Annotated in this window: 27 protein-coding genes; 21 read left to right on the top strand and 6 right to left on the bottom strand. The window is 33.0% G+C overall.

The features are described from left to right. The first annotated feature begins 3 nt into the window (after positions 1 to 3). The 7 genes from xerD to COJ46_RS11485 all read left to right on the top strand — a co-directional run bounded on the left by xerD (position 4) and on the right by COJ46_RS11485 (position 7,748). Positions 4 to 930, top strand: a complete 927-nt coding sequence (xerD, locus tag COJ46_RS11515) for a site-specific tyrosine recombinase XerD (RefSeq protein WP_098565937.1) — start codon at positions 4 to 6, stop codon at positions 928 to 930. 209 nt (positions 931 to 1,139) lie between these two features. Beyond that, entirely contained in the window at positions 1,140 to 1,886 is a 747-nt protein-coding gene (gene map / locus COJ46_RS11510; RefSeq protein WP_097979034.1) for a type I methionyl aminopeptidase, read from the top strand. Between the two features lie 324 nt (positions 1,887 to 2,210). Next, positions 2,211 to 2,912: a TerC family protein gene (locus tag COJ46_RS11505; RefSeq protein ID WP_097979035.1), complete on the top strand. Its 702-nt coding sequence runs from the start codon at positions 2,211 to 2,213 to the stop codon at positions 2,910 to 2,912. 283 nt (positions 2,913 to 3,195) lie between these two features. Continuing rightward, positions 3,196 to 4,377: a phosphopentomutase gene (gene deoB / locus COJ46_RS11500; RefSeq protein WP_098565936.1), complete on the top strand. Its 1,182-nt coding sequence runs from the start codon at positions 3,196 to 3,198 to the stop codon at positions 4,375 to 4,377. A gap of 13 nt (positions 4,378 to 4,390) precedes the next feature. After that, on the top strand, positions 4,391 to 5,209 hold the full coding sequence (locus COJ46_RS11495; RefSeq protein WP_098565935.1) for a purine-nucleoside phosphorylase: 819 nt from the start codon (positions 4,391 to 4,393) through the stop codon (positions 5,207 to 5,209). Positions 5,210 to 5,305: 96 nt separating this feature from the next. Beyond that, entirely contained in the window at positions 5,306 to 6,613 is a 1,308-nt protein-coding gene (locus tag COJ46_RS11490; RefSeq protein WP_097979038.1) for a pyrimidine-nucleoside phosphorylase, read from the top strand. Between the two features lie 190 nt (positions 6,614 to 6,803). Beyond that, positions 6,804 to 7,748 carry a nucleoside hydrolase gene (locus COJ46_RS11485; protein ID WP_097979039.1) on the top strand — a complete coding sequence of 315 codons (945 nt, stop codon included), beginning with the start codon at positions 6,804 to 6,806 and terminating at the stop codon, positions 7,746 to 7,748. A 125-nt stretch (positions 7,749 to 7,873) separates the two neighbouring features. Here COJ46_RS11485 and COJ46_RS11480 read toward each other — a convergent pair whose 3' ends face one another. Next, entirely contained in the window at positions 7,874 to 8,347 is a 474-nt protein-coding gene (locus COJ46_RS11480) for a hypothetical protein (protein WP_097979040.1), read from the bottom strand. A 293-nt stretch (positions 8,348 to 8,640) separates the two neighbouring features. Here COJ46_RS11480 and COJ46_RS11475 point away from each other — a divergent pair, with 293 nt between their 5' ends. Next, positions 8,641 to 8,940, top strand: a complete 300-nt coding sequence (locus COJ46_RS11475) for a hypothetical protein (RefSeq protein WP_098565934.1) — start codon at positions 8,641 to 8,643, stop codon at positions 8,938 to 8,940. Positions 8,941 to 9,302: 362 nt separating this feature from the next. After that, positions 9,303 to 10,601 (top strand): NCS2 family permease, encoded by a 1,299-nt coding sequence (locus COJ46_RS11470; RefSeq protein ID WP_098565933.1) that lies wholly within the window; start codon positions 9,303 to 9,305, stop codon positions 10,599 to 10,601. A gap of 74 nt (positions 10,602 to 10,675) precedes the next feature. Here the strand turns inward: COJ46_RS11470 and COJ46_RS11465 are convergent, their stop codons facing one another. Genes COJ46_RS11465 through COJ46_RS11455 form a run of 3 tightly spaced genes read right to left on the bottom strand, consistent with a single transcriptional unit; the run spans position 10,676 to position 12,933 of the window. Then, on the bottom strand, positions 10,676 to 11,677 hold the full coding sequence (locus tag COJ46_RS11465) for an ABC transporter permease subunit (RefSeq protein WP_176527940.1): 1,002 nt from the start codon (positions 11,675 to 11,677) through the stop codon (positions 10,676 to 10,678). After that, positions 11,670 to 12,548 (bottom strand): ABC transporter ATP-binding protein, encoded by an 879-nt coding sequence (locus COJ46_RS11460; protein WP_176527939.1) that lies wholly within the window; start codon positions 12,546 to 12,548, stop codon positions 11,670 to 11,672. Before COJ46_RS11460 ends, COJ46_RS11465 begins: the two co-directional genes overlap by 8 nt. Before the next feature lies 1 nt (position 12,549). Beyond that, positions 12,550 to 12,933: a GntR family transcriptional regulator gene (locus tag COJ46_RS11455; protein ID WP_097979045.1), complete on the bottom strand. Its 384-nt coding sequence runs from the start codon at positions 12,931 to 12,933 to the stop codon at positions 12,550 to 12,552. A 192-nt stretch (positions 12,934 to 13,125) separates the two neighbouring features. Here COJ46_RS11455 and COJ46_RS11450 point away from each other — a divergent pair, with 192 nt between their 5' ends. The 11 genes from COJ46_RS11450 (at position 13,126) to COJ46_RS11400 (ending at position 21,170) form a co-directional block, all read left to right on the top strand. Further along, positions 13,126 to 14,289: a D-alanyl-D-alanine carboxypeptidase family protein gene (locus tag COJ46_RS11450; RefSeq protein WP_097979046.1), complete on the top strand. Its 1,164-nt coding sequence runs from the start codon at positions 13,126 to 13,128 to the stop codon at positions 14,287 to 14,289. Between the two features lie 129 nt (positions 14,290 to 14,418). Further along, entirely contained in the window at positions 14,419 to 14,769 is a 351-nt protein-coding gene (gene spoIIAA, locus COJ46_RS11445; RefSeq protein WP_069031806.1) for an anti-sigma F factor antagonist, read from the top strand. Further along, positions 14,769 to 15,209 (top strand): anti-sigma F factor, encoded by a 441-nt coding sequence (spoIIAB, locus tag COJ46_RS11440; protein WP_097979047.1) that lies wholly within the window; start codon positions 14,769 to 14,771, stop codon positions 15,207 to 15,209. Before spoIIAA ends, spoIIAB begins: the two co-directional genes overlap by 1 nt. 12 nt (positions 15,210 to 15,221) lie before the next feature. Further along, complete coding sequence (gene sigF / locus COJ46_RS11435) at positions 15,222 to 15,977, top strand: RNA polymerase sporulation sigma factor SigF (protein WP_056466881.1); 756 nt, start codon at positions 15,222 to 15,224, stop codon at positions 15,975 to 15,977. Positions 15,978 to 16,265: 288 nt separating this feature from the next. Next, positions 16,266 to 16,889, top strand: a complete 624-nt coding sequence (locus tag COJ46_RS11430) for a stage V sporulation protein AA (RefSeq protein WP_098565930.1) — start codon at positions 16,266 to 16,268, stop codon at positions 16,887 to 16,889. Next, positions 16,882 to 17,298: a stage V sporulation protein AB gene (locus tag COJ46_RS11425; RefSeq protein WP_097979049.1), complete on the top strand. Its 417-nt coding sequence runs from the start codon at positions 16,882 to 16,884 to the stop codon at positions 17,296 to 17,298. Before COJ46_RS11430 ends, COJ46_RS11425 begins: the two co-directional genes overlap by 8 nt. A 12-nt stretch (positions 17,299 to 17,310) precedes the next feature. After that, on the top strand, positions 17,311 to 17,763 hold the full coding sequence (spoVAC, locus tag COJ46_RS11420) for a stage V sporulation protein AC (protein WP_097979050.1): 453 nt from the start codon (positions 17,311 to 17,313) through the stop codon (positions 17,761 to 17,763). Between the two features lie 13 nt (positions 17,764 to 17,776). Further along, on the top strand, positions 17,777 to 18,784 hold the full coding sequence (gene spoVAD / locus COJ46_RS11415) for a stage V sporulation protein AD (protein ID WP_097979051.1): 1,008 nt from the start codon (positions 17,777 to 17,779) through the stop codon (positions 18,782 to 18,784). An 11-nt stretch (positions 18,785 to 18,795) separates the two neighbouring features. Then, the gene (spoVAE, locus tag COJ46_RS11410) at positions 18,796 to 19,146 is read left to right on the top strand and encodes a stage V sporulation protein AE (protein WP_097979052.1); all 351 of its coding nucleotides are present in this window, start codon (positions 18,796 to 18,798) and stop codon (positions 19,144 to 19,146) included. Positions 19,147 to 19,149: 3 nt separating this feature from the next. Further along, the gene (spoVAEA, locus tag COJ46_RS11405; RefSeq protein ID WP_069031813.1) at positions 19,150 to 19,713 is read left to right on the top strand and encodes a stage V sporulation protein SpoVABEA; all 564 of its coding nucleotides are present in this window, start codon (positions 19,150 to 19,152) and stop codon (positions 19,711 to 19,713) included. Further along, the gene (locus COJ46_RS11400) at positions 19,710 to 21,170 is read left to right on the top strand and encodes a spore germination protein (RefSeq protein WP_097979053.1); all 1,461 of its coding nucleotides are present in this window, start codon (positions 19,710 to 19,712) and stop codon (positions 21,168 to 21,170) included. Before spoVAEA ends, COJ46_RS11400 begins: the two co-directional genes overlap by 4 nt. A 470-nt stretch (positions 21,171 to 21,640) precedes the next feature. Here the strand turns inward: COJ46_RS11400 and COJ46_RS11395 are convergent, their stop codons facing one another. After that, positions 21,641 to 22,474 (bottom strand): DUF1002 domain-containing protein, encoded by an 834-nt coding sequence (locus tag COJ46_RS11395; protein WP_286145507.1) that lies wholly within the window; start codon positions 22,472 to 22,474, stop codon positions 21,641 to 21,643. A gap of 223 nt (positions 22,475 to 22,697) precedes the next feature. Here COJ46_RS11395 and COJ46_RS11390 point away from each other — a divergent pair, with 223 nt between their 5' ends. After that, positions 22,698 to 23,135 (top strand): peptidylprolyl isomerase, encoded by a 438-nt coding sequence (locus tag COJ46_RS11390; protein WP_069031815.1) that lies wholly within the window; start codon positions 22,698 to 22,700, stop codon positions 23,133 to 23,135. A gap of 408 nt (positions 23,136 to 23,543) precedes the next feature. On the opposite strand, the gene COJ46_RS11385 is transcribed toward COJ46_RS11390, so the two are convergent. Continuing rightward, complete coding sequence (locus COJ46_RS11385) at positions 23,544 to 24,170, bottom strand: cupin domain-containing protein (protein ID WP_097979054.1); 627 nt, start codon at positions 24,168 to 24,170, stop codon at positions 23,544 to 23,546. Positions 24,171 to 24,194: the final 24 nt, after the last annotated feature.

Here is a 24,194-nt window from a genome sequence, read left to right as displayed (position 1 = left end):
AATGTGACAACGACTGATAAAACACCTTTTAAAAAAGAATTTGATTTTGCAACGGAGGATTTTATCCATTTTATCCAAGTTGAAAAAGGTTTATCTAAAAATACAATTCTATCATATAGTAAGGATTTAGAAAGCTACGGAAAATATTTAGACGTTGTTGAAAATATAAATGGTCTCTCAAATATAACTAGGTTACATATTATTAGTTATTTAAAATATTTAAAAGAAAGAGATTTAACAGCTCGAACAATGGCTCGTCAATTAGCAACAATTCGCTCATTTCATCAATTTTTAATTCGTGAGGTTGATGGTATGAAAGACGATCCTTCACTATTAATAGAAATTCCAAAAGCGCCAAAAGTACTTCCAAAGGTTTTATCACTACAGGAAGTAGAGGCTTTATTAGAAGTACCTGACCACTCTACATTTGGTTTAAGAGATAAGGCAATGTTAGAATTGTTATATGCTACTGGCATGCGAGTGTCAGAGTTATTATCATTAAATCTATCTGACATTAATTTAACTATGGGATTTGTGCGATGCTTAGGTAAAGGAAGTAAAGAACGAATTATTCCTTTAGGTAAGCTTGCGATTGAATCAATTGAAAATTATTTAAAATTGTCAAGAAATGAATTAAAGGGTAAAAAAAATAATGATGCATTTTTCTTAAATCATCATGGTAATAGAATGTCTAGACAAGGATTTTGGAAAAACTTAAAAAAACAAGCTGAAAAAGCAAATATTCAACATGAATTAACACCGCATACTTTACGTCATTCATTTGCAACACATTTATTAGAAAATGGCGCTGATTTAAGATCAGTTCAAGAAATGCTAGGACATGCGGATATATCGACAACACAAATTTATACACATGTAACGAAAAATAGACTGAAGGATGTTTATAAAGAGTTTCATCCAAGAGCCTAATTTCAGACTGCCCGCAAAACGCTCGCTTTCTTCGTTGCTNNGCGCTTGCAATCAGTCTGAACCTCAGATTTTTAAAATTTTGTTTACACATTAAGAGCTTAAATTAAGCTCTTTTTTCTTGTAAAATGATTGTTATAATGTGAAAAGCATAATATATTAAATTAATCATGTATGAACTGAAACTTAGGTGACTTGAAAGGATGAAATAAATGATTACGATTAAGACTGAACGTGAAATTAACTTAATGGATGAAGCAGGTACTTTATTAGCTGCTACGCATAAGGAAATTGCAAAAATGATTAAACCTGGGATTACGACTTGGGAAATCGATCAATTTGTAGAAAAGTTTTTAGCTGAAAATGGTGCGAAACCGGAGCAAAAAGGTTACCGAGGATATAAATATGCAACTTGTGCTTCAATTAATGATGAGATTTGCCACGGATTCCCTCGTAAAAAACCATTAAAAGATGGAGATATTGTAACGATTGATATGGTTGTAAATTTAAATGGTGCGCTTGCTGATTCGGCTTGGACATATGGTGTAGGAAATATAGCTAAAGAAAACAAAGACTTATTAAAAGTTACGCAAGAATGCCTATATAAAGGTATAGAGCAAGCTGTAGTAGGAAACCGTATTGGTGATATTGGTTTTGCGATTCAATCTTATGCTGAGTCATTAGGTTATTCTGTTGTACGTGATTTTACTGGACATGGCATAGGACCAACTCTTCATGAAGAGCCATATGTTCCTCATTTTGGTATGGCTGGTAAAGGTTTAAGACTGCGTGAGGGGATGGTCATTACGATTGAACCGATGATTAATTTAGGATCATGGCAATCAACAATGGATTCAAATGGCTGGACAGCTAGAACAAGAGATGGAAAAAATTCAGCACAATATGAACATACTTTAGCGATTACAAGTAATGGACCAAAAATATTGACAAAACAATAAGTTAATTATCTACATTGAAATGAAAGCATAAAAACGATAATTAAAAACCAATTAAAAATCTATTGACATAATGGACTAGCTAGAATACTATTATATTATTAATAAACAATCGAATACTCCAAAGGGGAGTAGCGTCAGGAGAGATCCTGAAACAAAGTCGTCATTACATGAGAAGAAATTCTCATCGGCTTTGTTGGCATACATATGTATGCTCAGCAAGACCTTTGCCGTAGAACTACAACTATTGGCAAAGGTCTTTTTATTTTGTAGTCACGGGTACAGGTTGTTTAATTAAAAATAGTAGTTTCATAAGGGGGAAGAGTCATGGATTTATTAGGTGGATTAAGTATTGGCGTACTTTTGAATGTAATTTTTATCGACCTGTTATTAAGTGGTGACAATGCTATTCTTATCGCATTAGCAGCGAAAAACTTACCAGCAGACCAAAAGAAAAAAGCAGTATTATTTGGTACATTAGGTGCAATTGGACTACGTATAGTATTTGCAGCAGTAATCGTGTATTTATTAAAAATTCCGTTTATTTATGCAATCGGTGGTTTAATGTTATTATGGATTGCTTTTAAATTATTAGTCGATGACTCTGGACACGGCGAAGTTAAAAGTGGTGCTACATTATGGGGAGCAGTTCGAACAATCATCATTGCTGATGCGTTAATGAGTCTTGATAATGTTTTAGCTTTAGCTGGTGTATCACATGGTAGCTTAGTTGCAATCGTAATTGGTATTTTAATTTCAATTCCAATTATTGTTGGTGGAAGCTCATTATTAATGAAAATTATGAACAAATACCCAATTATTACAACAATTGGTTCAGGTATCTTAGCTTGGACTGCAGCCGGTATGATTACTCATGAAAAAATGATTCATGATGTTTTTGAAAGTAAAACAATTATTATAGCGTTCAAAATTGTCATGACTGCAATCGTAATTGCAGCTGGTACAATAGTTGCTAAAAGAAAAGCACAAAAACATCAAGTTGCAAGTTCAGAAAATCAAACAGCATAATACGCTAAAAGGCCCAGCTTATAAGCTTGGGCTTTTTATTTTTTCAATACAGTATGTAAGAGGAATTTTTAGCATATCATTTTTATTAGCGGCTAAAAAAGAATAAAATTATGAAATATTTATGTCAAAATAACAGTATTCTGGGGAAATATAGTATCAATAGACACAAATTGGAAAATATAATTCTTGAAAAGAATTAGGACAATAAGTATACTTTAGTTGTCAGACATCTGACGCTATCATTTATGTTTCAGTTTGTTTCGATGAGTTAGGAGGAAAACAAATGAATAGAAAATTTAATAGAGTGTTCCTCGTTGTTATGGATTCTGTAGGGATCGGAGAAGCTCCCGATGCAGAAAAATTTAATGATGTTGGTTCAGATACACTAGGCCATATTGCTGAAGAAATGAATGGTTTACATATGCCGAACATGGCAAAACTAGGATTAAGTAATATTAGAGAATTGAAAGGGGTTCCAAAGGCCGATAAGCCACTTGCTTATTACACAAAAATGGAAGAGTCATCAGTTGGAAAAGATACAATGACTGGACATTGGGAAATCATGGGTCTTCATATTGATAAGCCATTTAAAGTTTTTGCTGATGGATTCCCTAAAGAATTAATAAGCGAATTGGAAACTCATTTTGATCGTAAAATAATCGGAAATAAACCTGCTTCTGGAACTGAGATATTAGTTGAACTTGGTGAAGAGCATATGAAAACAGGCGATTTAATCGTTTATACGTCTGCTGATTCTGTTTTACAAATTGCAGCTCATGAAGAAGTTGTTCCTTTAGAAGATTTATATCGTTATTGCGAAATTGCACGTAAATTAACATTAGATGATCCTTACATGATTGGTCGTGTAATCGCGAGACCATTTGTAGGTGAGCCTGGAAACTTCAAACGTACACCAAATCGCCATGATTATGCATTAAAACCATTTGGACGTACTGTTATGAATGAATTAAAAGATGCGAATTTTGATGTAATTTCAATCGGTAAAATTGCTGATATCTTCGATGGTGAAGGAATTACGAAAGCATTACGTACTGTTTCAAATATGGACGGTATGGATAAATTAGTTGAAACATTAAAAATGGATTTCACTGGTTTAAGCTTCCTAAATTTAGTTGATTTTGATGCAGTATACGGTCATAGAAGAGATCCACTAGGTTACGGTAAAGCATTAGAAGAATACGATGCAAGATTACCTGAAGTATTTGATTTATTAAAAGAAGATGATTTATTAATGATTACTGCCGATCATGGAAATGATCCGACATATACTGGTACAGACCATACAAGAGAATATGTTCCATTACTAGTTTATAGTAAACAGTTTTCAGAAGGTAAAGAATTAGAAATACCAAAAACTTTTGCAGATATTGGGGCAACCATTGCAGAAAACTTTAAAGTTTCAATGCCATCACATGGATCAAGTTTTTTTGAAAAATTGAGATAAGGTGGAGTTACATATGAATAAAGAAAATATCGATAAAGCCGCTGATTTTATTAAAAGTAAAGTTGACAGACAGCCTAAAATTGGATTGATCTTAGGATCAGGTTTAGGAGTTCTTGTTGATGAAATTGAAAATCAAGAAAAAATTCCGTATCATACAATTCCTGAATATCCAACATCAACAGTTGAAGGACATGAAGGACAACTAGTTTTTGGAACGATACACGGTATTGAAGTAGTAGCAATGCAAGGACGAGTTCACTACTACGAAGGATATAGCATGGAAAAAGTTACATTCCCTGTACGTATCATGAAAGAATTAGGTGTAGAAAAATTAATCGTAACGAATGCTGCAGGTGGAGTTAATACTTCATACGAACCTGGAGATTTAATGTTAATTACAGACCATATTAATTTTACTGGTACTAGTCCACTAATTGGACCAAATAACCCAGAGCTAGGCGTTCGTTTTGTAGATATGTCTTATCCATATGACCGTGAATTAAGAGAGCTTGCAAAAAATGCTGCTAGTGAAGTAGATGTAAAACTTCAAGAAGGAGTTTACGCTGCACTGACAGGACCATCTTATGAAACTCCAGCTGAAATTCGCATGTTTAGAACATTAGGTGCTGATGCTGTTGGGATGTCAACTGTATCTGAAGTAATTGTGGCACGTCATGCTGAATTAAGAGTACTTGGTATTTCATGTATTTCAAACATGGCAGCAGGCATTTTAGATCAACCGCTAAACCATGAAGAAGTTATTGAAACAACACAAAGAGTAAGAGCTTCATTTTTATCATTAGTAAAAGAGATTATTCGTAAAATCGGTTAATTCAAAAGTTAACGAATATAAAAGGACTTCTACATTATGTGGAAGTCACTTTTCATTAGAAGTAATATATACAAATTAGAAAGAGGCGTTTCGAAAATGAGAATGGTAGATTTAATCGAAAAAAAACGTGACGGAAAAACATTAACAACAGAAGAAGTTAATTTTGTAATCAAAGGTTTCACTGATGGTAGTGTACCTGATTACCAAATGAGTGCTTTTGCAATGGCAGTTTTCTTAAAAGGTATGACTGAAAAAGAATATAGTGATTTAACAATGGCAATGGTACATTCTGGTGATACAATTGACCTTTCTAACATTGAAGGAATCAAAGTTGATAAGCATTCAACTGGTGGAGTAGGTGATACAACTACACTTGTATTAGGTCCATTAGTAGCTTCTTTAGATATTCCAGTTGCCAAAATGAGCGGACGTGGTTTAGGTCATACTGGTGGTACAATCGATAAATTAGAAGCTGTAGAAGGCTTCCATGTTGAATTAACAGAAGAAGAATTTATGAAACAAGTAAATGATATTAAATTAGCCGTTATCGGACAAACAGGAGATTTAACACCTGCTGACAAAAAGTTATATGCACTACGTGATGTAACAGCAACTGTTAACTCAATCCCATTAATTTCAAGTTCAATTATGAGTAAAAAAATCGCTGCTGGTGCAGACGCTATTGTTTTAGATGTTAAAACTGGTGCAGGTGCATTTATGAAAGATATTGATGATGCACGCGATTTAGCTAAAGCGATGGTTAAGATTGGGAACAACGTTGGAAGACAAACAGTTGCAGTTATTTCTGATATGAGCCAACCATTAGGTTTTGCGATTGGAAATGCATTAGAAGTGAAAGAAGCAATTGACACTCTTAAAGGTGAAGGTCCAAAAGATTTAGAAGAATTATGCTTAGTATTAGGTAGCCAAATGGTTGTACTAGCTAAAAAAGCTGAAACATTAGAAGAAGCAAGAGCTAAACTTCTAGAAAATATGAAAAACGGAAAAGCTTTAGAAGTATTTAAAGCATTTTTAGTAGCTCAAGGTGGAGACGGTTCAGTAGTAGATGATCCATCAAAACTACCACAAGCTAAATATGTACAAGAAGTAGTAGCAAAGCAAGACGGGTATGTTTCACAAATCGTTGCTGATGCAGTTGGAACAGCAGCTATGAAATTAGGCGCAGGACGTGCAACAAAAGAATCAGTTATCGACTTAGCTGTTGGATTAATGCTAAACAAAAAAGTAGGCGAAGCAGTTAAAAAAGGAGATTCATTAGTTACTGTATATTCAAGCACAGAAGATATTAGTGAAGTTGAAAAAGACTTATTAGAAAACATTAAAATTTCTACTGAAAAAGTAGAAGAACCTACATTAGTTTATGATTTAATTATGGAAGCTTAAAAATATTTAAAAGCTATTCTCAGTGATGAGAATAGCTTTTTTTGTTCTTCTTAATGGCAGGTTACTTTTCAAGTTAATCATATACGATCTTTTTTATATACTTTTCAAAAAGATAGCAACATACCTTTATATCAAAGGAATTAATAATAAAAAAATGTTCCAAAGTTTTGATTTAAAGGGAGCTAAGCTAATGGTAAAGAAAGTGTTATTTTTTGGTGATGTAGGAATTGATGATGCGATCGCTTTGGTTTATGCACGATTAACAGAAGATATTGATATAATTGGGATTGTAGCGGATTATGGGAATGTATCTAAAAAAGAAACGACAAGGAATGTTCGGTTTTTACTTAAAAGGTCAGGAAAAGAATATATTAAAGTTTATGGGGGTGCTGAGAAACCAATGACGGGAGAAATCCCGACCTATTATCTTGATATACATGGACCGTTTGGTTTAGGTCCAATTGATCCAGGGTTAAAGTTAGAGAACTTAGAGAACTTTTGTGAAGTGATCAATTTGATTGAACAATATAAGGATGAACTAATAATCGTAAATACTGGGAGGTTAACCTCGCTAGCGACCCTATTTATCTTATACGAAGATTTGATGAAAAGTGTGAATTCTTACTATATTATGGGCGGAGCTTTTCTTTATCCTGGAAATGTTACACCAGTAGCAGAAGCGAATTTTCATGGTGATCCGATAGCAGCTAATATCGTTATGAAATATGTAAGTGGTGCATATATTTTCCCATTAAATGTAACGCAAAATGCCATCGTAACTCCTTCCATGGCCAATTATATTCATTCTAAAGGGAAGACTGATCTTGTAAAACCATTATTAGATTATTATTATTTCAACTTCTATCAAAAGAAGGTACCCGGCATAAAAGGGAGCCCAGTTCATGATGCTGTAACGCTCATGGCAGTCATACGTAGCGATTTATTTAAATTCTATACTTCGGCTGTTGTAATTGATTCAACCGATGTAGCTAGGGGGCAAAGTATTGCAGATTTTCGAGTAACGGATACTCCTGAGAAATTTGATGGAAGACCGAAACAACATATCGCAGTAGGCCTCGATTATGAAGGGTTTTATAAGGATTTTATGTCAATTATGACTGGGGAGAAGTTCTAGATTAAAAATGAATAGAGAAATTTTTAAGTTAATTGATTGGAACTTTAGCTTTATTGCTACTTTTGACAAACCCTTGCCATATTACGCAAGGGTTTGTTTTTGCTTATTTTTAAGCCTTTATTTTTCTAAATACTTAAGCTTAAGCTTCCTAATAACATAAGTACAAAAATGATATATGGAAAGATGATTAAAAACCATACAAAAGGCTTCTTCCACGTATCAAGTCTATTATAGATTGCAAAAGTGATTAATAAAATAACCCCAATTGGAATGAATAGGAAGCCATACATTTCAGTGAATGAAAATTTCTGTAAAATAAAGGGTAAAAACAACAAAACAGTCCAGCTAATAAGCTTAAATACAATATTTTTATTGATTATCAATTTAGTAATAATAGCAGTTATCAGTATGATGGCAATAAAATAGATTAACAAGTACATCGTAAAGTAAAAGGATCCTGATAATTCCCCACCAGCCCCAGTACCATCGGCGTCAGTTGACATCCCAAATATAAATAACAACATTGGGAAGATAATGGGACTTGTAACTAGCAAAGTAAAACCAATTGTTGCTGACACTTTCTTAAATAATTCCTTCAAAAAAAAACACTCCTATTTTATTCTCTAGTTCTATCTTAAGAGAAGAAACAAGAAAAATATAGGAGAAATTAGTGAATCCTTATATTGTTTTAACATAATCGGTATACAACTAATGCATATTTAAGTTACATAAGTACTAATCTATAATCGGCCTTTTTATTTCAAATAGAAGGTGATTGTCGAAAAAAGGAGTTATAAAGTTTTTAGCGAATTATCACATAATGAAGGAAAATTTAACCAGAAGAATAATAAATAGTTATTCTAATAAAGTTATTCTAATAAGAGGTGTAAAGTTGAGGCAAACGACGTGGAAAGAAATAATGCTGATATTTAGTCCGGTAATATTAATACCTATCATTTTATTTTTTGTGTTACATTCTTCACCATCAATTGCATTGAGGACTCATGTATTTTTTGATGGTCATCCTATTTTAGCCTTGAAGTCTGAAAGTGCAGATGACCAAGAACATAATCAAGGTGATAAGGAATTCCTAAAAAATGAACAAGCAAAATGTTATTCTTTAAATGAAGAAAATTATATCCTTCGAAAAAAAGGTTTTATCTATGTAGCTGATTATTACGGAAATGCTTAATATTTATTGTTTCAAGTCCGGAGATTACTACAAAAGATGCTCGCATTCTCCGGGCAATAGGGACCTAAGCTGTTGCCTAACAGCTTGAGATCTCAAGCCCGTGTATTTCTTATATGAATCCAGTACTTTTTATTTCCAATCAACTTGCTCATCAAAAAAATTTTCATAAACGAAACACTAAAAAACTATAAGTTTTTACAAGATGAGAAACTGTTAGTATTGTTGTGATTATGAAGCTTTTGTAAATCAAAACACTAAAGAAAATTATTTTCTTGTTTAATTATTTGATTAAATTTAGTATAATTGTAATCGTGCCTTGTTGCATGGGTGGGAGAGGGAGACACTAAAAGAGAGGAATTTCTTTGAAAAATTTATTGAACAAACAGTTTAATCTTGAAGGTAGCGGTACGACCATTAAAACGGAGTTGATTGCAGGTGCAGTTTCATTTCTAACACTTGTCTATATTTTATCCGTTAATAGTACAATTTTGCATGATGCAGGTATACCGTTCCAAGGTGCAATGATTGCCACAATTTTGTCAGCTTTCTTTGGAAGCGTTATGATGGGATTATGGAGTAATTCACCTTTAGTATTAGTTCCGGGAATGGGCATCAACGCATTGTTTACTTATACAATGGTTGGAGAAATGGGAATGAATTGGAAGGAAGCACTTGCTGTTGTATTTGTAAGTGGAATCTTATTATCAATTTTATCATTCACAAAATTAATTAAGAAATTAACAACTGCGATTCCATTATCACTAAAAAGTGCAATTACAGTTGGAATTGGATTTTTCTTAACGTTTATCGGTCTTCAAGCTGGTGGGATTGTTGTAAAAAATGAAAGTACGTTCGTATCGATTGCAAATTTTACAAACGTGGATGTTTTAGCAACAGTTATTACACTAGGTATTGCGATTTATCTTTTTATTAAAAATGTACCTGCAAACTTTTTAATTACAGTTATTTTAGGTACAATCATTTCTTTCATTTTACATGGTGGAATTGAAAAAGCACATGATACAACAAATATTACAATGAAATCTGCTAGTGAAGTTGTCGGACAACTGACCTTTACTCATTTATTGAGTTTTCCATTTTGGATTGCAGTATTTTCGTTAACGATGGTTGTATTATTCGAATCAATCGGTATTATTCATGGTCAATTAAGCATGATGAACCAAGAGCATAAGCAACAAAAGGTTGTTCAAGGAACTGCGTTTGGTATTATTTTATCCGGTTTACTTGGAACTAGCCCAACAGTTATTGCTGTTGAAGGTAGTGCAGGTATTAGTTCTGGTGGTCGATCAGGTCTTACTTCAGTTGTAACTGGATTTTTATTTTTAGGATGTTTACTCTTTATGCCATTAATAGCATATATTCCAACATCTGCGATTGCACCAATCTTAATCATAATCGGTTCATTAATGGTTAAACATATTACAGATATTCAATTGGATGATCCTACTGAGGCAATACCAGCCTTCTTAATTTTAGCATTCATTCCTTTAACATATAGTATTATTGACGGAATTGCATTCGGTTTTATTGCTTATCCATTAGTAAAAATGGCAGCAGGTAAGAAAACTGAAATCACACCATATATGGTGGCAATTTCAGCATTATTCTTTGTACGATTTGCATTAAACTTTATTGCATAAAAAAAAGCGCTGATTCTTCTAAGAACCAGCGCTTTTTAATTTGTTGTTTTTTGATATTTAGATTTTGAAAAACATTAATCAAAAAATTTATTTAATCGTTTATAGAAGAAATAGCCAACAACGGTACCAATTATTAATCCAATCACGTAAATAATCGTGTTATTTCCATTGGCAATTGTAGATGTTAATAAAGCGATTAATGTCGCTGAAAGATATACAAATAAGACGTTTACGAATAAACCGAATTTTTTATAAACGAATAATTTGCCATTATTGACATTCGCAGATCTGTTATAACATAATAAACCGATTATTAGAAATGCAACGATATAGAGGATAATGATCGATAAATTTCCGTAATCTATAGTTGGATAATGAACAATTTGTTCATTAAAATCCTTTGAAATTGATAGTGGACCTGTTTGATATGGAATAGACCAACTAGTAATCGTTTTTTCAAAGCTAATGTCAGGTAATTTATAGTTAAAGATCCCATTTAAGTTTGAATAAATACTAAAATAGATAATACTTGGTGAGAAAATCGTAAAAATAGTGAAAAGTGTTTGAGAAAAATAATGACCTGTAAGTGTTCCAATTGATAGACCTATTGTAAAAAAAGCAATCGTAAATAGGAATATGACAGTAAAAATGGATACAAATGATGAAGCATCAATATATTTGTGTAGATTCGTATTGTAATGGATTAATAGAGTTAAAATTATTAATCCAACAGTCGCCATAAAAATATGAGTAATTCCAAACACCCATTTTGATAAATAAAGTTGTCTTGGTGAGTAAGGAAGTGAAAATTGAAAATCAATTCCTCCTGTATTTCGTCCAATTCCTATTAATAAAATACTTAATATTAATACAATGATCGGTGAAATAAATGCTAGCATACTAAAGTCAGATATATAAAGGTACGGATCACTAGGATTAGTTAGTAATGCTCGATGTAATTCATCAGTGTTATTGTAATAGCTAAATGGAAGAATAATCAGATAGACAAGATATAATAAAATAAGTGCAAGTCTAGATTGTTTGGAATTTATTAGCCACAATGCTTTACTAAACATATAAGTCCCCTCCATCATTTATGAAAAATAAATCCTCTAATGTCAATGGAAGTTCTTCTAGAAGAAGTGGATTTTCATTTTCCATTCGTTTTATATATTCGTTCTTATTTCCATTAATAATGATGATTGCTACTTTGCCAGTTTTTGAGAATACAGTAATAGACGGGTCATCTTCAAATATTTTAGGTAAACCATCTTCAAATGCTACTTGTAATTTGTAAAATTGACTCGTACTTTCTTCCATTGTAGAGATTGAATTAATTCTTCCATCCTTAATAAATAAATATTGATCAATTATTTTTTCTAGCTCAGCAAGATGATGTGAAGAAATAATCACTCCGACTGAGTTTGTGCTTGCATATTCAATGATTAATTGCAAAACAGTCCGTTTAACGACTGCATCTAAACCATTAGTTGGTTCGTCTAAAATGACATATTTTGCATCTGTTGAAAAGGTTAATAATAAATAGATGAGTGTTTTCATCCCTTTTGAGTATTTACGCAGAGATGTATTTGGTAATTTATATTTATTTAATGCTTCTTGAAATTTGTGTTTATTGAAGTTTGGATATGAATTTTCATAGATCGTAATAAGCTCTTTCACACTGTATTGATTAATGAAATTTGTAGAATCACTCATATATGCAATTTGTCTTCTAGTATTAGGTGATTCGTTAATCTCTTTATCGTCAATACTTATTGAGCCTTCATCTGGTGATAGAATGCCAACGATTGTCCTTAAAAGAGTCGTTTTACCAGCTCCATTTCTACCGATTAAGCCTGTGATTTTACCTTTTTCTATTTGAAAGTTTAGATTTTTTAACACTTCATGTTCATCGAGTTTTTTACTTAAATGATGGATTTTCAACAAACTATTCAGCTCCTTTATTAGAATAAAACTCTTTTACCCATTTCATTATTTCTTCCTCTTTTACGCCATCTGTTAAACAATCAATTAATAAATTGGAAAGTTTATTTTTATATTTTAAAAGGGAATCTGTTGAAACCGTCTCTTTTGTTAAACCAATGACAAATGTTCCTTTACCCCTTATCGTTTCGATGACTCCAGTGCGCTCTAGTTCTTGATAGGCTCTACTAACAGTATTTGGATTGATCACCAATGTAGTTGCTAATTCACGTACGGAAGGAAGTTTATCGCCATTTACCAAAATCTTTCTTAACATTTGTTCTTTTGTTTGTAGAACAATTTGCTCCCAAAGGGGTAAATGGCTTCTTGGGTCTAAAATAATAATCAAGAGATCATCACCTCAAATGTTTTCTTAAGTGTATGGAGTGTATTAAGTGTATGAGTGTAATTAATACACTTTACTTGTATCATATGTTCTCATGTATGTAAATAGTTCCATTCTTTCTAATATTTTCTTCACAGGTTGATTAAACTACTTATATTTGGAAAAAATATGTATGAAAAGAATGGAGGGTTATAGATGAAAAGGGTATTACTAACTCTTTTAAGTAGTGTTATGATCTTTTCTTTATCACTACCTAAAGTAGATGCAAGAGAGACACAAAATAATGATGTAAGTTTAGCAAAAAGTGCATTATCTTCCGTAATTATTGAACAAGATACTGGGAAAATCTTATATGAAAAAGACGCTAGAAAAGAGCTTCCACCAGCAAGTATGACTAAGATTATGACAATGCTTATTATTATGGAAGAAATCAATAAAGGAAAACTTAGATTAGATGATAAAGTAATGACAAGTGAACATGCTGCGTCAATGGGTGGATCACAAATCTTTTTAGAACCTGGCGAAGAGATGACAGTAAAAGAAATGTTAAAAGGGATTGCAATTGCATCAGGAAATGACGCATCGGTCGCAATGGCAGAGAAAATTGCAGGTACAGAAGAGGCCTTTGTCGCTCTAATGAATAAAAAAGTAAAACAGTTAGGATTAAAAAATACACATTTTGAAAATCCAACTGGGCTACCTGCACCTGGTCATTATTCATCTGCGTATGATATGGCAATCATGGGAAGAGAGCTTTTAAAATATCCACTAATCACAAAGTTTACTGGTACTTATGAAGATTACTTGAGAAAAGATACTGAAAAACAATTTTGGCTAGTTAATACAAATAAACTAGTTCGTTTTTATCCAGGAGCGGATGGCTTGAAAACTGGATTTACTGCAGAAGCAAAATATTGTTTAACAGCAACTGCTAAGAAGAACAACATGCGAGTAGTTAGCGTAATTATGGGTGCACCAACCTCTAAAGAAAGAAATGCACAAATGACAAATTTACTTGATTATGCATTTAATCAATATCAAGTAAAACAATTAATTAAACAAGGTGAGAATATCGAAAGGCTTAGTATAAGCAAAGGTAAGTCTAAAGGTGTAAATGTTATCACTAAAAGCCCAGTTTCAGTTGTATTGAAGAAGGGTGAAGCGATGAATAAAATTACGAAAGATATTCAGCTGAACAAAAATATTCAGGCTCCAATTAAAAAAGGGCAAGTTGTCGGAGTTTTAATATTAAAACAAGGTAGTAAAGTTTTATCTAAAACAGACTTGGTAGCTAATAAATCAGTAAATAAAGCTAATTGGTACGATTTATTTAAGCGTACTGTTGGAGGATTCAACTGATTTTTTCCGACTAATTTCGAGTATTACTAAAAGATTTGGCGTTTTGCCACTAGTTTTGTCACACGTGAAGGAATTCGGTTTAGTTTTAACGAAACTCTAGAATAACCGTCAAATAAGGAGGTTATTGTAGTGAGTCTTAATATTGAACTTGAAGTGAAAAATGCAATCCTTTGTGTAAGACTTGCAGGGGAACTAGATCATCACACTGCTGAGGATTTACGTTTACAAGTAAATGAGGTATTAGAGTCACAGACTATCAAACATATTTTATTAAATCTTGAACATCTAACGTTCATGGATAGTTCTGGTTTAGGTGTCATTTTAGGTAGATATAAAGTTATTCGAAATAAAGGTGGAGAAATGGTTGTATGTTCAATTTCTCCATCAATTAAGCGGTTGTTTGATATGTCTGGTTTATTTAAGATTGTTCATTTAGCTGATGATGAGTCAAATGGACTTAATGTATTGGGGGTGGCATAATGCGAAATGAAATGAACCTTCAATTTTCCGCATTAAGTCAAAATGAATCATTTGCTCGTGTAACTGTAGCTGCATTTATTACCCAGCTAGATCCTACATTAGATGAATTAACTGAGATTAAAACTGTAGTATCTGAGGCTGTTACAAATGCGATTATTCATGGTTATGAAAATAATCCTGAAGGTATCGTATTCATTTCAGTTCTTCTAGAAGATCAAACAGTAACTTTAACAATTCGAGATGAAGGGATAGGTATTGCTGATTTAGATGAAGCAATGCAACCTTTATACACTTCAAAACCAGATTTAGAAAGATCCGGCATGGGATTTACGATTATGGAGAATTTCATGGATAAATGTGAAGTTGTGTCCACTATCAATGTTGGTACAACGATTACGGTTAAAAAGTACTTATCAAATAGCAATGTTTTAAGTAATTAAGGAGAATCGCCTATGGACGTAGAAGTCAAGCAAGATCAACCCCGTGCGCAGTTAAAGGATCATGAATTAAAAGAGTTAATTAAGCGTAGTCAGGCTGGAGATCAATTGGCTAGAGACAGCATCGTCGGGCACAACATGAGACTTGTATGGTCAGTTGTTCAGCGCTTTATTAACCGTGGATATGAACCAGATGATTTATTTCAGATTGGTTGTATCGGATTATTGAAATCGGTAGATAAATTTGATTTATCATATGATGTACGATTTTCTACATATGCTGTTCCGATGATTATCGGAGAAATCCAACGATTTATTCGAGACGACGGAACGGTTAAAGTGAGTCGTTCATTAAAAGAAACGAATAATAAGATTCGAAAAGCAAAAGAAGAATTAAGTAAAACGCTTGGAAGAATGCCTACAATTAACGAGATTGCTACTCATATGGAAATTACACCAGAGGATGTTGTACTTGCACAAGAGGCTAGTAGAGCTCCTTCATCAATACATGAAACGGTGTATGAAAATGATGGTGATCCTATTACATTGTTAGATCAAATTGCTGATAACCATGAAACAAATTGGTTTGAAAAATTTGCATTAAAAGAAGCGATAAAACAACTAGATGATCGAGAGAGATTAATTGTCTATTTAAGATATTATAAAGATCAAACTCAATCAGAAGTTGCTGAACGATTAGGAATTTCTCAAGTCCAAGTTTCAAGACTAGAGAAAAAGATTCTCCAACAGATGAAAGATAAAATTAAATAAAATCTTGAGCTAAAAAAGCTGAAGAATCGTAGGAAATATAATACGATTTTTCAGCTTTTTTATTTTGTCTTTATTTTTGTGTTTTTACTGTAACTCTAGTTTCAAATAATAATGAACATCTTCAAGTTCCCCTTTCAGATGCTTTTTTTTCAAAAGGGCTGACGACTAACTTTTCCTATTTTTACTTACCGAACTACTCAGATCAATCTTACTGGACTTATATTTTTGGGAAGTTTTCACATACTAGTTGTAATTGAATTCATAAAGCTTTGAAACTGAGGGGAAAGTATGAATAAGGTTCTATATATTAAATTACTCAATCGAATCGTTGTACAAGTAGGTAAAAGTGTACATCTAGGAGAGATTGCACGATTACAAGGGATTAATGTTGATTTAACCAAAATTCAAAACATCATTGTACATGAATCAAAAAGGGAGGATGGTACACATACAGTTATTGATATTCTAGAGCTTTTACCATTAATTCTTGAAATTGAGCCTGATATTTCGTTCGAGATCGTTGGAGTGACAATGTGCATAATAGAACTTAAAAATGAAGTTTCAAAGGATCGTTTTTTTCTGTTTTGTTTCGTTTGGATCTTGTTATTTACAGGTTCTTCATTAGCAATTATTTATTTCCACGAAGATGTTAGCATGCAACAGGTTCAACAACGAATTTACTATATGATTACAGGAGAACATAATCATAAGCCTTTATTACTTCAAGTACCATATTCTTTTGGACTAGGAATTGGGATGATTTTATTTTTTAATCAATGGTTTAAGACTAGATTAAACGAAGAACCGAGTCCTCTTGAAGTAGAAATGTATCAGTATCAACGCTCAATGGATGAATATGTGTTAGTAAACGAAAATAAAAAGCCAAACAAAAGTGTGAATACCGATGATTAGAGATTTGTTTACAGTGTTTGTAGGTTTTTCAGGAGGTATTGCCGTTGGTACTGGCTTTGTAGCATTTTTATCGGTTATTGGTATTATTCCAAGACTAACGCAGTTAACAAAAACGATTAAAAAAATTCGAGCTTATGAGTTTGCAGTTATTTTGGGGGCAATTTTTGGTTGCTGGATTAGTTTACGAAATACCGTTTTTAATTTGCCGAATATCTTTTCAGTTTTTATCGGGCTGTTAGCAGGTATTTTTATTGGAATGTTAGCTGCAGCGTTAACCGAAGTATTAAACGTTTTTCCAATCTTAGCGAAACGAATTGGCATTCAAAAGAAAATTGTGTACTTATTAATGGCAATTGCACTAGGTAAAGTTTTTGGGTCGTTATTTCATTGGATTTATTTTATAGAGTAAAGGATGGATGAAATGAGTGGGAAATTAAAAGCTAATTATAAAGAGAATATAAAACCATACCAACCGAAAAAACCGGTATTAAAAAATTGTATTAAAGCGTTTTTAGTTGGAGGATTTATCTGTCTTTTAGGTGAGTGTATTACGAAAATCTATATTAACTATTTTAACTTTACTGAAAAAAATGTTGGTGATCCAACAGTAGCTACACTTGTTTTAATTTCTAGCTTACTTACAGGGTTAGGTATATATGACAAAATTGGACAATTTGCAGGCGCAGGATCTGCTGTTCCTGTAACAGGCTTTGCCAACTCTATGACGAGTGCTGCTATGGAACATAGAAGTGAAGGTCTCGTTTTAGGGGTTGCAACAAATATGTTTAAACTAGCTGGTTGTGTAATTGTTTATGGAGTTGTTTCGGCATACGTCGTTGGAATGATACGATACGCATTTAAAGTATTCTTTTAGGAGGTGAGTACATATGGCTTTAGTCGGTAAACAAACTTGGGAGTTTCAAAATGGTGTTTATGTCCAAGCGTCTGGAACTGCTGTAGGACCAAGAGAAAACTTGGGACTGTTAGGTGGCAAATTTGATTATGCTTATGAAGATCTTCATTGTAATGAAGATAATTGGGAATTAGCAGAAAGAGCATTAATGAGAAATGCAATTTCGGTTGCTCTAAAAAAAGCAAACAAAACCGTAGAAGATATTGATGTATTTTTAGCAGGAGATTTACTAAATCAAAATGTTACTGCGAACTTTATGGCAAGGGAATTGCAACTACCTTTTTTATGTATGTTTGGTGCCTGCTCAACATCAATGGAAACGGCTGCACTTGGCGCACAGTTAATCGATAGTGGTTATGCAAAAATGGCATTGGCAGCAACAAGTAGCCATAATGCTACTGCTGAAAGGCAATATAGATATCCGACAGAATATGGTGGACAGAAACCAGATTCAGCAACTTTTACAGTAACTGGAGCAGGAAGTGTTCTCCTTTCGAATAAAAAAAGCAAAATAAAAGTAAAATGCGCCACAATTGGTACAGTTCAGGATTTAGGTTTGACAGATCCATTCGACATGGGTTCTGCAATGGCACCAGCAGCAGCCTATACAATCGTACAACACTTTAAGGACACAAATACGACACCTGATGATTATGATTTTATCGTAACTGGAGATCTTTCAGCAGTAGGCGCACCAATTTGCGAACAACTTGTTAGAGAAGAAGGATATGATATGGCAGGGAAATATAATGATTGTGGATTGCTAATCTATGATCGAGAAAATCAGGAAGTTTTTGCTGGGGGAAGTGGATGTGCTTGTTCAGCAGTTGTAACATATGGTCATTTATTTCAAGAGTTAAATAAAGGTACTTATAAACGAATTTTAGTAGCGGCAACCGGCGCTCTTTTAAGCCCAACAATGATTCAACAGAAAGAATCAATTCCAACTATTTCACATGCTGTCGTTTTCGAAAGCTGTTAGGAGGTGTTCAGATGGATTTTGTTAATGCTTTTATAGTAGGAGGTCTAATTTGTGTAATTGGCCAATTATTTTTTGATTTTACAAAATTAACACCAGGGCATGTGATGTGCATATTTGTAGTAATTGGGTCAATTTTAGATGGATTTGGAATTTACGATAAGCTAATAAAATTTGCTGGTGCAGGTGCAACCGTTCCAATTACTAGTTTTGGGCATTCCTTATTACATGGAGCGATGGCAGAAGCAAGTGATCACGGATTTATTGGTATTGGAATGGGGATCTTTTCACTTACTTCATCTGGAATTTCAGCAGCAATTTTATTCTCATTTATAATTGCACTTATTTTTAAGCCAAAAGGTTAACTTATGAAAAAGAAAAGGATCATTATCGTAACCGACGGAGATGTTTATGCACATCGGAGTATTGAGTATTTGGCAAAACAATTTGGCGGATGCACAATATCACAATCGCAAGGTAATCCCACTAAGTTCTCTGGAAAGAGAATGGTTGAAATCATAATGCAAGCACAAAAAGAACCAGTATTTGTATTGTTTGATGACAGTGGCTTTATGGGAGAAGGTCCTGGAGAGAAAGCTTTAAAATATGTGGCGAGTGATAAACATATTGAAGTTATTGCTGCACTAGCAGTAGCATCAAATACACATCATCAAGAATGGACAAAAGTGGATGTAAGCATTGATAACGAAGGGAATTTAACTGAATACGGTGTCGATAAGTATGGAGTGCCTGATATTGAAATCGGAAGAATAAATGGAGACACCGTTTACAATTTAGATCAACTAAATATTCCCTTCATTTTAGGAATCGGCGATATTGGAAAAATGGGTGGAAGAGATGATATTGAAATCGGTTCACCCATTACAAGAAAAGCTATTGAATATATCCTCGAGAGGAGTGAACTCCAATGACTACGAAAAAAGAGCCGACAAAACTGACAAATAAACTAGTTACAAATGCTCATACAATAAGTGATCGTATAGGTTTTGGAGTAAGTTTTGATGTCGGTAAACGTGTGATTTTTGTAAATAAAGTTGAAGTTAATCTATATTATGTTAACGGATTAACGGATACAAGCTTTATTCAAAGATTTTTAGATGACTTAATTGGGTTAGAAAAAGTCGAGAAAAATAAATCAATGTTTAAAAATATTGAGGATACAATTGTCCATCAATCAGTAGAGATCGTTTTAACATTTGAAGATGTTATAAAGAAAGTATTATCTGGTTTAATTGTAGTATTAGTTGATGGAGAAGATAAAGGACTTGCAGTCGATGTTAGGAGTTATCCTGGACGTGGTCCAACAGAACCAGATACCGAGCGAGTAGTACGTGGATCACGAGATGGTTTTACTGAAAACATTATTAATAATACTGGCCTTATAAGAAGACGTATTCGCGATGAGAATTTAAGAAATGAAATTCTTCAGGTAGGTGAAAGTTCAAAGACAGATGTATGTTTATCGTATATAGAAGGTTTAGCGCACGCGGAACTTGTAAAAGAAGTTCGGGATCGAATTACAGGTATTCACGTTGATGGTCTTACAATGACAGATAAGAAATTAGAAGAATTTATTTTAAAGCAAGGATATAATCCATTTCCTTTAGTTAGATATTCTGAAAGACCTGACGTTGTAGCAAACCACATTCTTGAAGGGCATGTATGTATTATCGTGGATACATCTCCGAGTGTAATTATTACGCCTGCAACGTATTACCACCATATGCAACATGCTGAAGAATTCAGACAAACTCCTACAGTCGGAACATTCCTTCGATGGTGCCGTTATATAGGAATTTTTATGTCAGTCTTTTTATTACCGTTTTGGTTACTATTATGTAATTACCCAGAGGTATTACCAAAATCATTAAGTTATATTGGTCCAAAAGAAACAAGTAATATTCCAATTTATTTACAATTAATAATTGCCGATATGGGGATTGAATTCCTGAGAATGGCAAGTATACATACACCAAATGCAGTTTCCACTTCGATGGGGATTATTGCAGCCGTATTAATTGGGCAAGTCGCAATTGATGTTGGCCTTTTCCAACCGGAAGTAGTACTATATACAGCTGTGTCAATGATTGGATCATATGCGACGCCAAGTTATGAGCTAGCACTTGCAAATAAATTGGCCAAATTTTTTATATTAATTTTAACTGCAATATTAGGTATTAAAGGCTTTATGATTGGTTCGACATTATTTATACTGTTTTTAGCAAGTCTCAATACTTTAAATACACCTTATTTTTGGCCATTTATCCCATTTGATGGCAGAGCCTTCTGGCATTTAGTTGTCCGTACAAAAGCTAGTGAAAGTCAACATCAAAAAGGTGGGAAAACAATTGGTGATGCTACCATTTAATATCCGTATAAAATAAAATAGGGGGCTGTCCTAAGAGTCAGATTAACTGACAAATAGGACGGCCTCAAAATTAGCGCTGGGGAGGTATTTCTACAGCGCTTTTCATTTGTAGTCGATAAATTCGATCTTTTTTATAGAAATAGCCAAATTTTTTATCAGATTTTATTGGAAAAAGAAAAAAATAGGGCTATCCATTTGAAATAAGCTGATATTGTATGATCTTTAACTCATATTACCTGAACTGGTATGGGTAACTATTATCTTTAATTGCGATTCTATGGAATTTAATTGCAGTTTTGTTAAATTTAATTGCAGTTCTCAAATTTTAATTGCAGTTTCACTAATTTTAATTGCGATTTTCAGATTTTATTTGCACCCCACGATTTATTTGTACAATCGCACCCTTTCTTTGCAGCTCGTTTTTAACACAACAAACCCGGTTATATTAAGTAACCGGGTTTGTTTCATTATTATTTAAAGAATGAAAGAATCGCATCAAATAATGCGGAGAAGAAATCTTTAAGTTTTTGAATAAAAGATTGACCTTCTTTAGAATTTAGGTAATCTGAAATTTTATTTTTAGCTTTTGTTAATTGGTTTCCTACTTGATCCCAATTAATATTTAAATCTTTCATTTTTTCAAATAAAGACATCAAACTAGCCTTTTGATCAGCAGTTAATGTAATACCAAGATCCTTTGCTAATCGATCAATTAATGATTTTAATTCATCGGTAGACATGTTTGGATTTTTAGCAAGCTCTTCTTTCACTTTAGTGACAAGTTGTACAGCTTTTTCATTACCTACTGAATCACCAAGTTCGGCAGTTTTAACCATTTCTTCATTTGCTACTTTTTTAACATCATCAGGTATAACTTGACCTGAACTTAGCTCATAAGCCTTCATAATCCCAGTTAAAGCAGCTGTACCAGAAACTTGAAATGGTGCAGTAATTACAATATTTGCATCCTTTAATCCAGCTGTGATTAAGGCATTTGTATACATTGAGTTAGTAACCCATGAAATATTATTTGATTGAACGACGATGCCTGTATTTTTTTCACCGATTGTAATCATAGCAGATGAAAGAGCTCGAGTACCGATTTGAGCACTAGGTACAGTACCATCTAAATATTTATGCTCCTCTTGATTTGAAACAGTCACAATTCTAGCATCAGATGGTGCACCCATTTCAGCTAATAATGATTTCTTTTGCGTTTCAGACAAATTTTGTCCAAGAGTAACAATCGTATCACCAGGAACAGAATCAGCAAATACCGATAAAGGCATAGCTATTAATCCCATTGAGATGGTGAACGCTAATAACTTTCGTTTTAACAAAGAGACACTCCCTTTACAATAATCCAAATTTTACATCTTACAACCCTATTATAGTACTTTTCGAAAACTTGTCATTACTTTTTGTTTTTTGTATGATAATATCAGCGTTACTAATTTATTCAGTAATGAAAAAATATAGGACAATTAAGTCTTATAAAGTTGTACATACATAAGGAGGATTTTTATTATGAAAAAAGCAAGTATTACGTTTGAAAATGGTGAACAAATCTTAATCGAATTATTCCCAGAGCATGCACCAGGTACAGTTGAAAACTTTGAAAAATTAATCCGTGAAGGTTTCTACAATGGATTAACTTTCCACCGTGTAATTCCTGGATTTGTATCGCAAGGTGGAGATCCAAACGGTAATGGAACAGGTGGTCCAGGATACAAAATTAAATGTGAAACTGTTGGTAACCCATTAAAACATAAAGCTGGAGCTTTATCAATGGCACATGCTGGAAAAGATACTGGCGGTAGCCAATTCTTTATCGTACACGAGCCACAACCACATTTAGATGGCGTACATACAGTTTTCGGTCAAGTAATCGAAGGTATGGATACAGTTTTAAGAATGCGTAACGGCGATGTTATGCAAGAAGTTAAAGTTTGGGACGAAGAATAGTCAAACCAATGTGAGGTCATTTTAAAAAGACTTCAAATGAAGAAAACCACAAGGGAAAAAATTTTTCCTTGTGGTTTTTAACATGTTCATGTTTGGTTAAACGGTGAAATATTTTATAGCATTTCGCTATTCTAAATTAGAAGATTTTTTTTTTTTTCAAAGATGTTTCGTTTTTATTGTTTCTCATTCTATTTTCATGTTATTTCTTCACTATTCTTGATTCTTATAATCAAATTCCACATGGTTCATCGCCATATTTGCAGTTTTCATATTTTTAATTGCAGTTATGATTTTTTTAATTGCAGATTCCCTAAATTTAATTGCTGTTTTGGCTTTTTTTATTGCACAAACTCCGATTTAATTGCTGTTCACTTGAGTTTAATTGCACTAACTGTTCCATCTTGATCTTCAAGGCTGTTGATAATAATGCTGGTTGTAATAGGAATTTTGATAATAATTTTGGTTCTGTTGATTTGCAAATTCATGCTGGTTTTGAACTTGGCGATTACAGTTTTTTGGTGGTCCTATAAATATAGAAGGTTGTAAATTTGCTGTAGCATTTTTCCATTGGTTTTCATCAAGACAGTAAGTATGTGAGACGATATTTGAAGGTGTAAATTTCAATAAATCAGAGAATAAAATTACATCAGGGGAAGGTGCATTGAATATTGCTAATAGATGAGTATTGTCAACAGTTGCAATTTCATAATGCCACCATCCTTGAGGTACGTTTGCAACTTGACCAGGCGTGATTGGAAAATTTAATAGTTGCTTTGTATAAGGATTCAAAATCGATACAACTGCGGCTCCAGAAATACAATATACTAATTCTGATGAATTTTGATGATAATGTGGTTCTACAACATTATTTACACTTAAATAGATATCCAATAAAGACAAATTATCCAAAGTATTCAAGTTATTAACACTTAATTGATTGATAAAGTTTTGACTATCCTTCACAAAGGCTTGGTTTTTATTTATATCAAAAGTAAATTGAATACTTGGCGATGTATAATCTAAATCCAACCTCATAATGATCACCCTTTTATATAACTT

This window comes from Bacillus sp. AFS077874 (genome assembly GCF_002566505.1).
Classification (GTDB): domain Bacteria; phylum Bacillota; class Bacilli; order Bacillales; family Bacillaceae_G; genus Gottfriedia.
Note: the sequence above shows the minus strand (reverse complement) of the source record. Positions and strands in the feature narration are given on the sequence as shown.

Coding starts and splice junctions, on each gene's coding strand:
- spoVAEA (WP_069031813.1), top strand. CDS start 19,150: ATGAAAAAGAAAAGGATCATTATCGTAACCGACGGAGATGTTTATGCA.
- deoB (WP_098565936.1), top strand. CDS start 3,196: ATGAATAGAAAATTTAATAGAGTGTTCCTCGTTGTTATGGATTCTGTA.
- COJ46_RS11465 (WP_176527940.1), bottom strand. CDS start 11,677: ATGTTTAGTAAAGCATTGTGGCTAATAAATTCCAAACAATCTAGACTT.
- COJ46_RS11485 (WP_097979039.1), top strand. CDS start 6,804: ATGGTAAAGAAAGTGTTATTTTTTGGTGATGTAGGAATTGATGATGCG.
- COJ46_RS11395 (WP_286145507.1), bottom strand. CDS start 22,474: ATGGGATTAATAGCTATGCCTTTATCGGTATTTGCTGATTCTGTTCCT.
- spoIIAB (WP_097979047.1), top strand. CDS start 14,769: ATGCGAAATGAAATGAACCTTCAATTTTCCGCATTAAGTCAAAATGAA.
- COJ46_RS11430 (WP_098565930.1), top strand. CDS start 16,266: ATGAATAAGGTTCTATATATTAAATTACTCAATCGAATCGTTGTACAA.
- map (WP_097979034.1), top strand. CDS start 1,140: ATGATTACGATTAAGACTGAACGTGAAATTAACTTAATGGATGAAGCA.
- spoVAD (WP_097979051.1), top strand. CDS start 17,777: ATGGCTTTAGTCGGTAAACAAACTTGGGAGTTTCAAAATGGTGTTTAT.
- spoVAE (WP_097979052.1), top strand. CDS start 18,796: ATGGATTTTGTTAATGCTTTTATAGTAGGAGGTCTAATTTGTGTAATT.
- sigF (WP_056466881.1), top strand. CDS start 15,222: ATGGACGTAGAAGTCAAGCAAGATCAACCCCGTGCGCAGTTAAAGGAT.
- COJ46_RS11505 (WP_097979035.1), top strand. CDS start 2,211: ATGGATTTATTAGGTGGATTAAGTATTGGCGTACTTTTGAATGTAATT.
- COJ46_RS11425 (WP_097979049.1), top strand. CDS start 16,882: ATGATTAGAGATTTGTTTACAGTGTTTGTAGGTTTTTCAGGAGGTATT.
- COJ46_RS11450 (WP_097979046.1), top strand. CDS start 13,126: ATGAAAAGGGTATTACTAACTCTTTTAAGTAGTGTTATGATCTTTTCT.
- spoVAC (WP_097979050.1), top strand. CDS start 17,311: ATGAGTGGGAAATTAAAAGCTAATTATAAAGAGAATATAAAACCATAC.
- COJ46_RS11390 (WP_069031815.1), top strand. CDS start 22,698: ATGAAAAAAGCAAGTATTACGTTTGAAAATGGTGAACAAATCTTAATC.
- COJ46_RS11495 (WP_098565935.1), top strand. CDS start 4,391: ATGAATAAAGAAAATATCGATAAAGCCGCTGATTTTATTAAAAGTAAA.
- COJ46_RS11385 (WP_097979054.1), bottom strand. CDS start 24,170: ATGAGGTTGGATTTAGATTATACATCGCCAAGTATTCAATTTACTTTT.
- COJ46_RS11400 (WP_097979053.1), top strand. CDS start 19,710: ATGACTACGAAAAAAGAGCCGACAAAACTGACAAATAAACTAGTTACA.
- COJ46_RS11490 (WP_097979038.1), top strand. CDS start 5,306: ATGAGAATGGTAGATTTAATCGAAAAAAAACGTGACGGAAAAACATTA.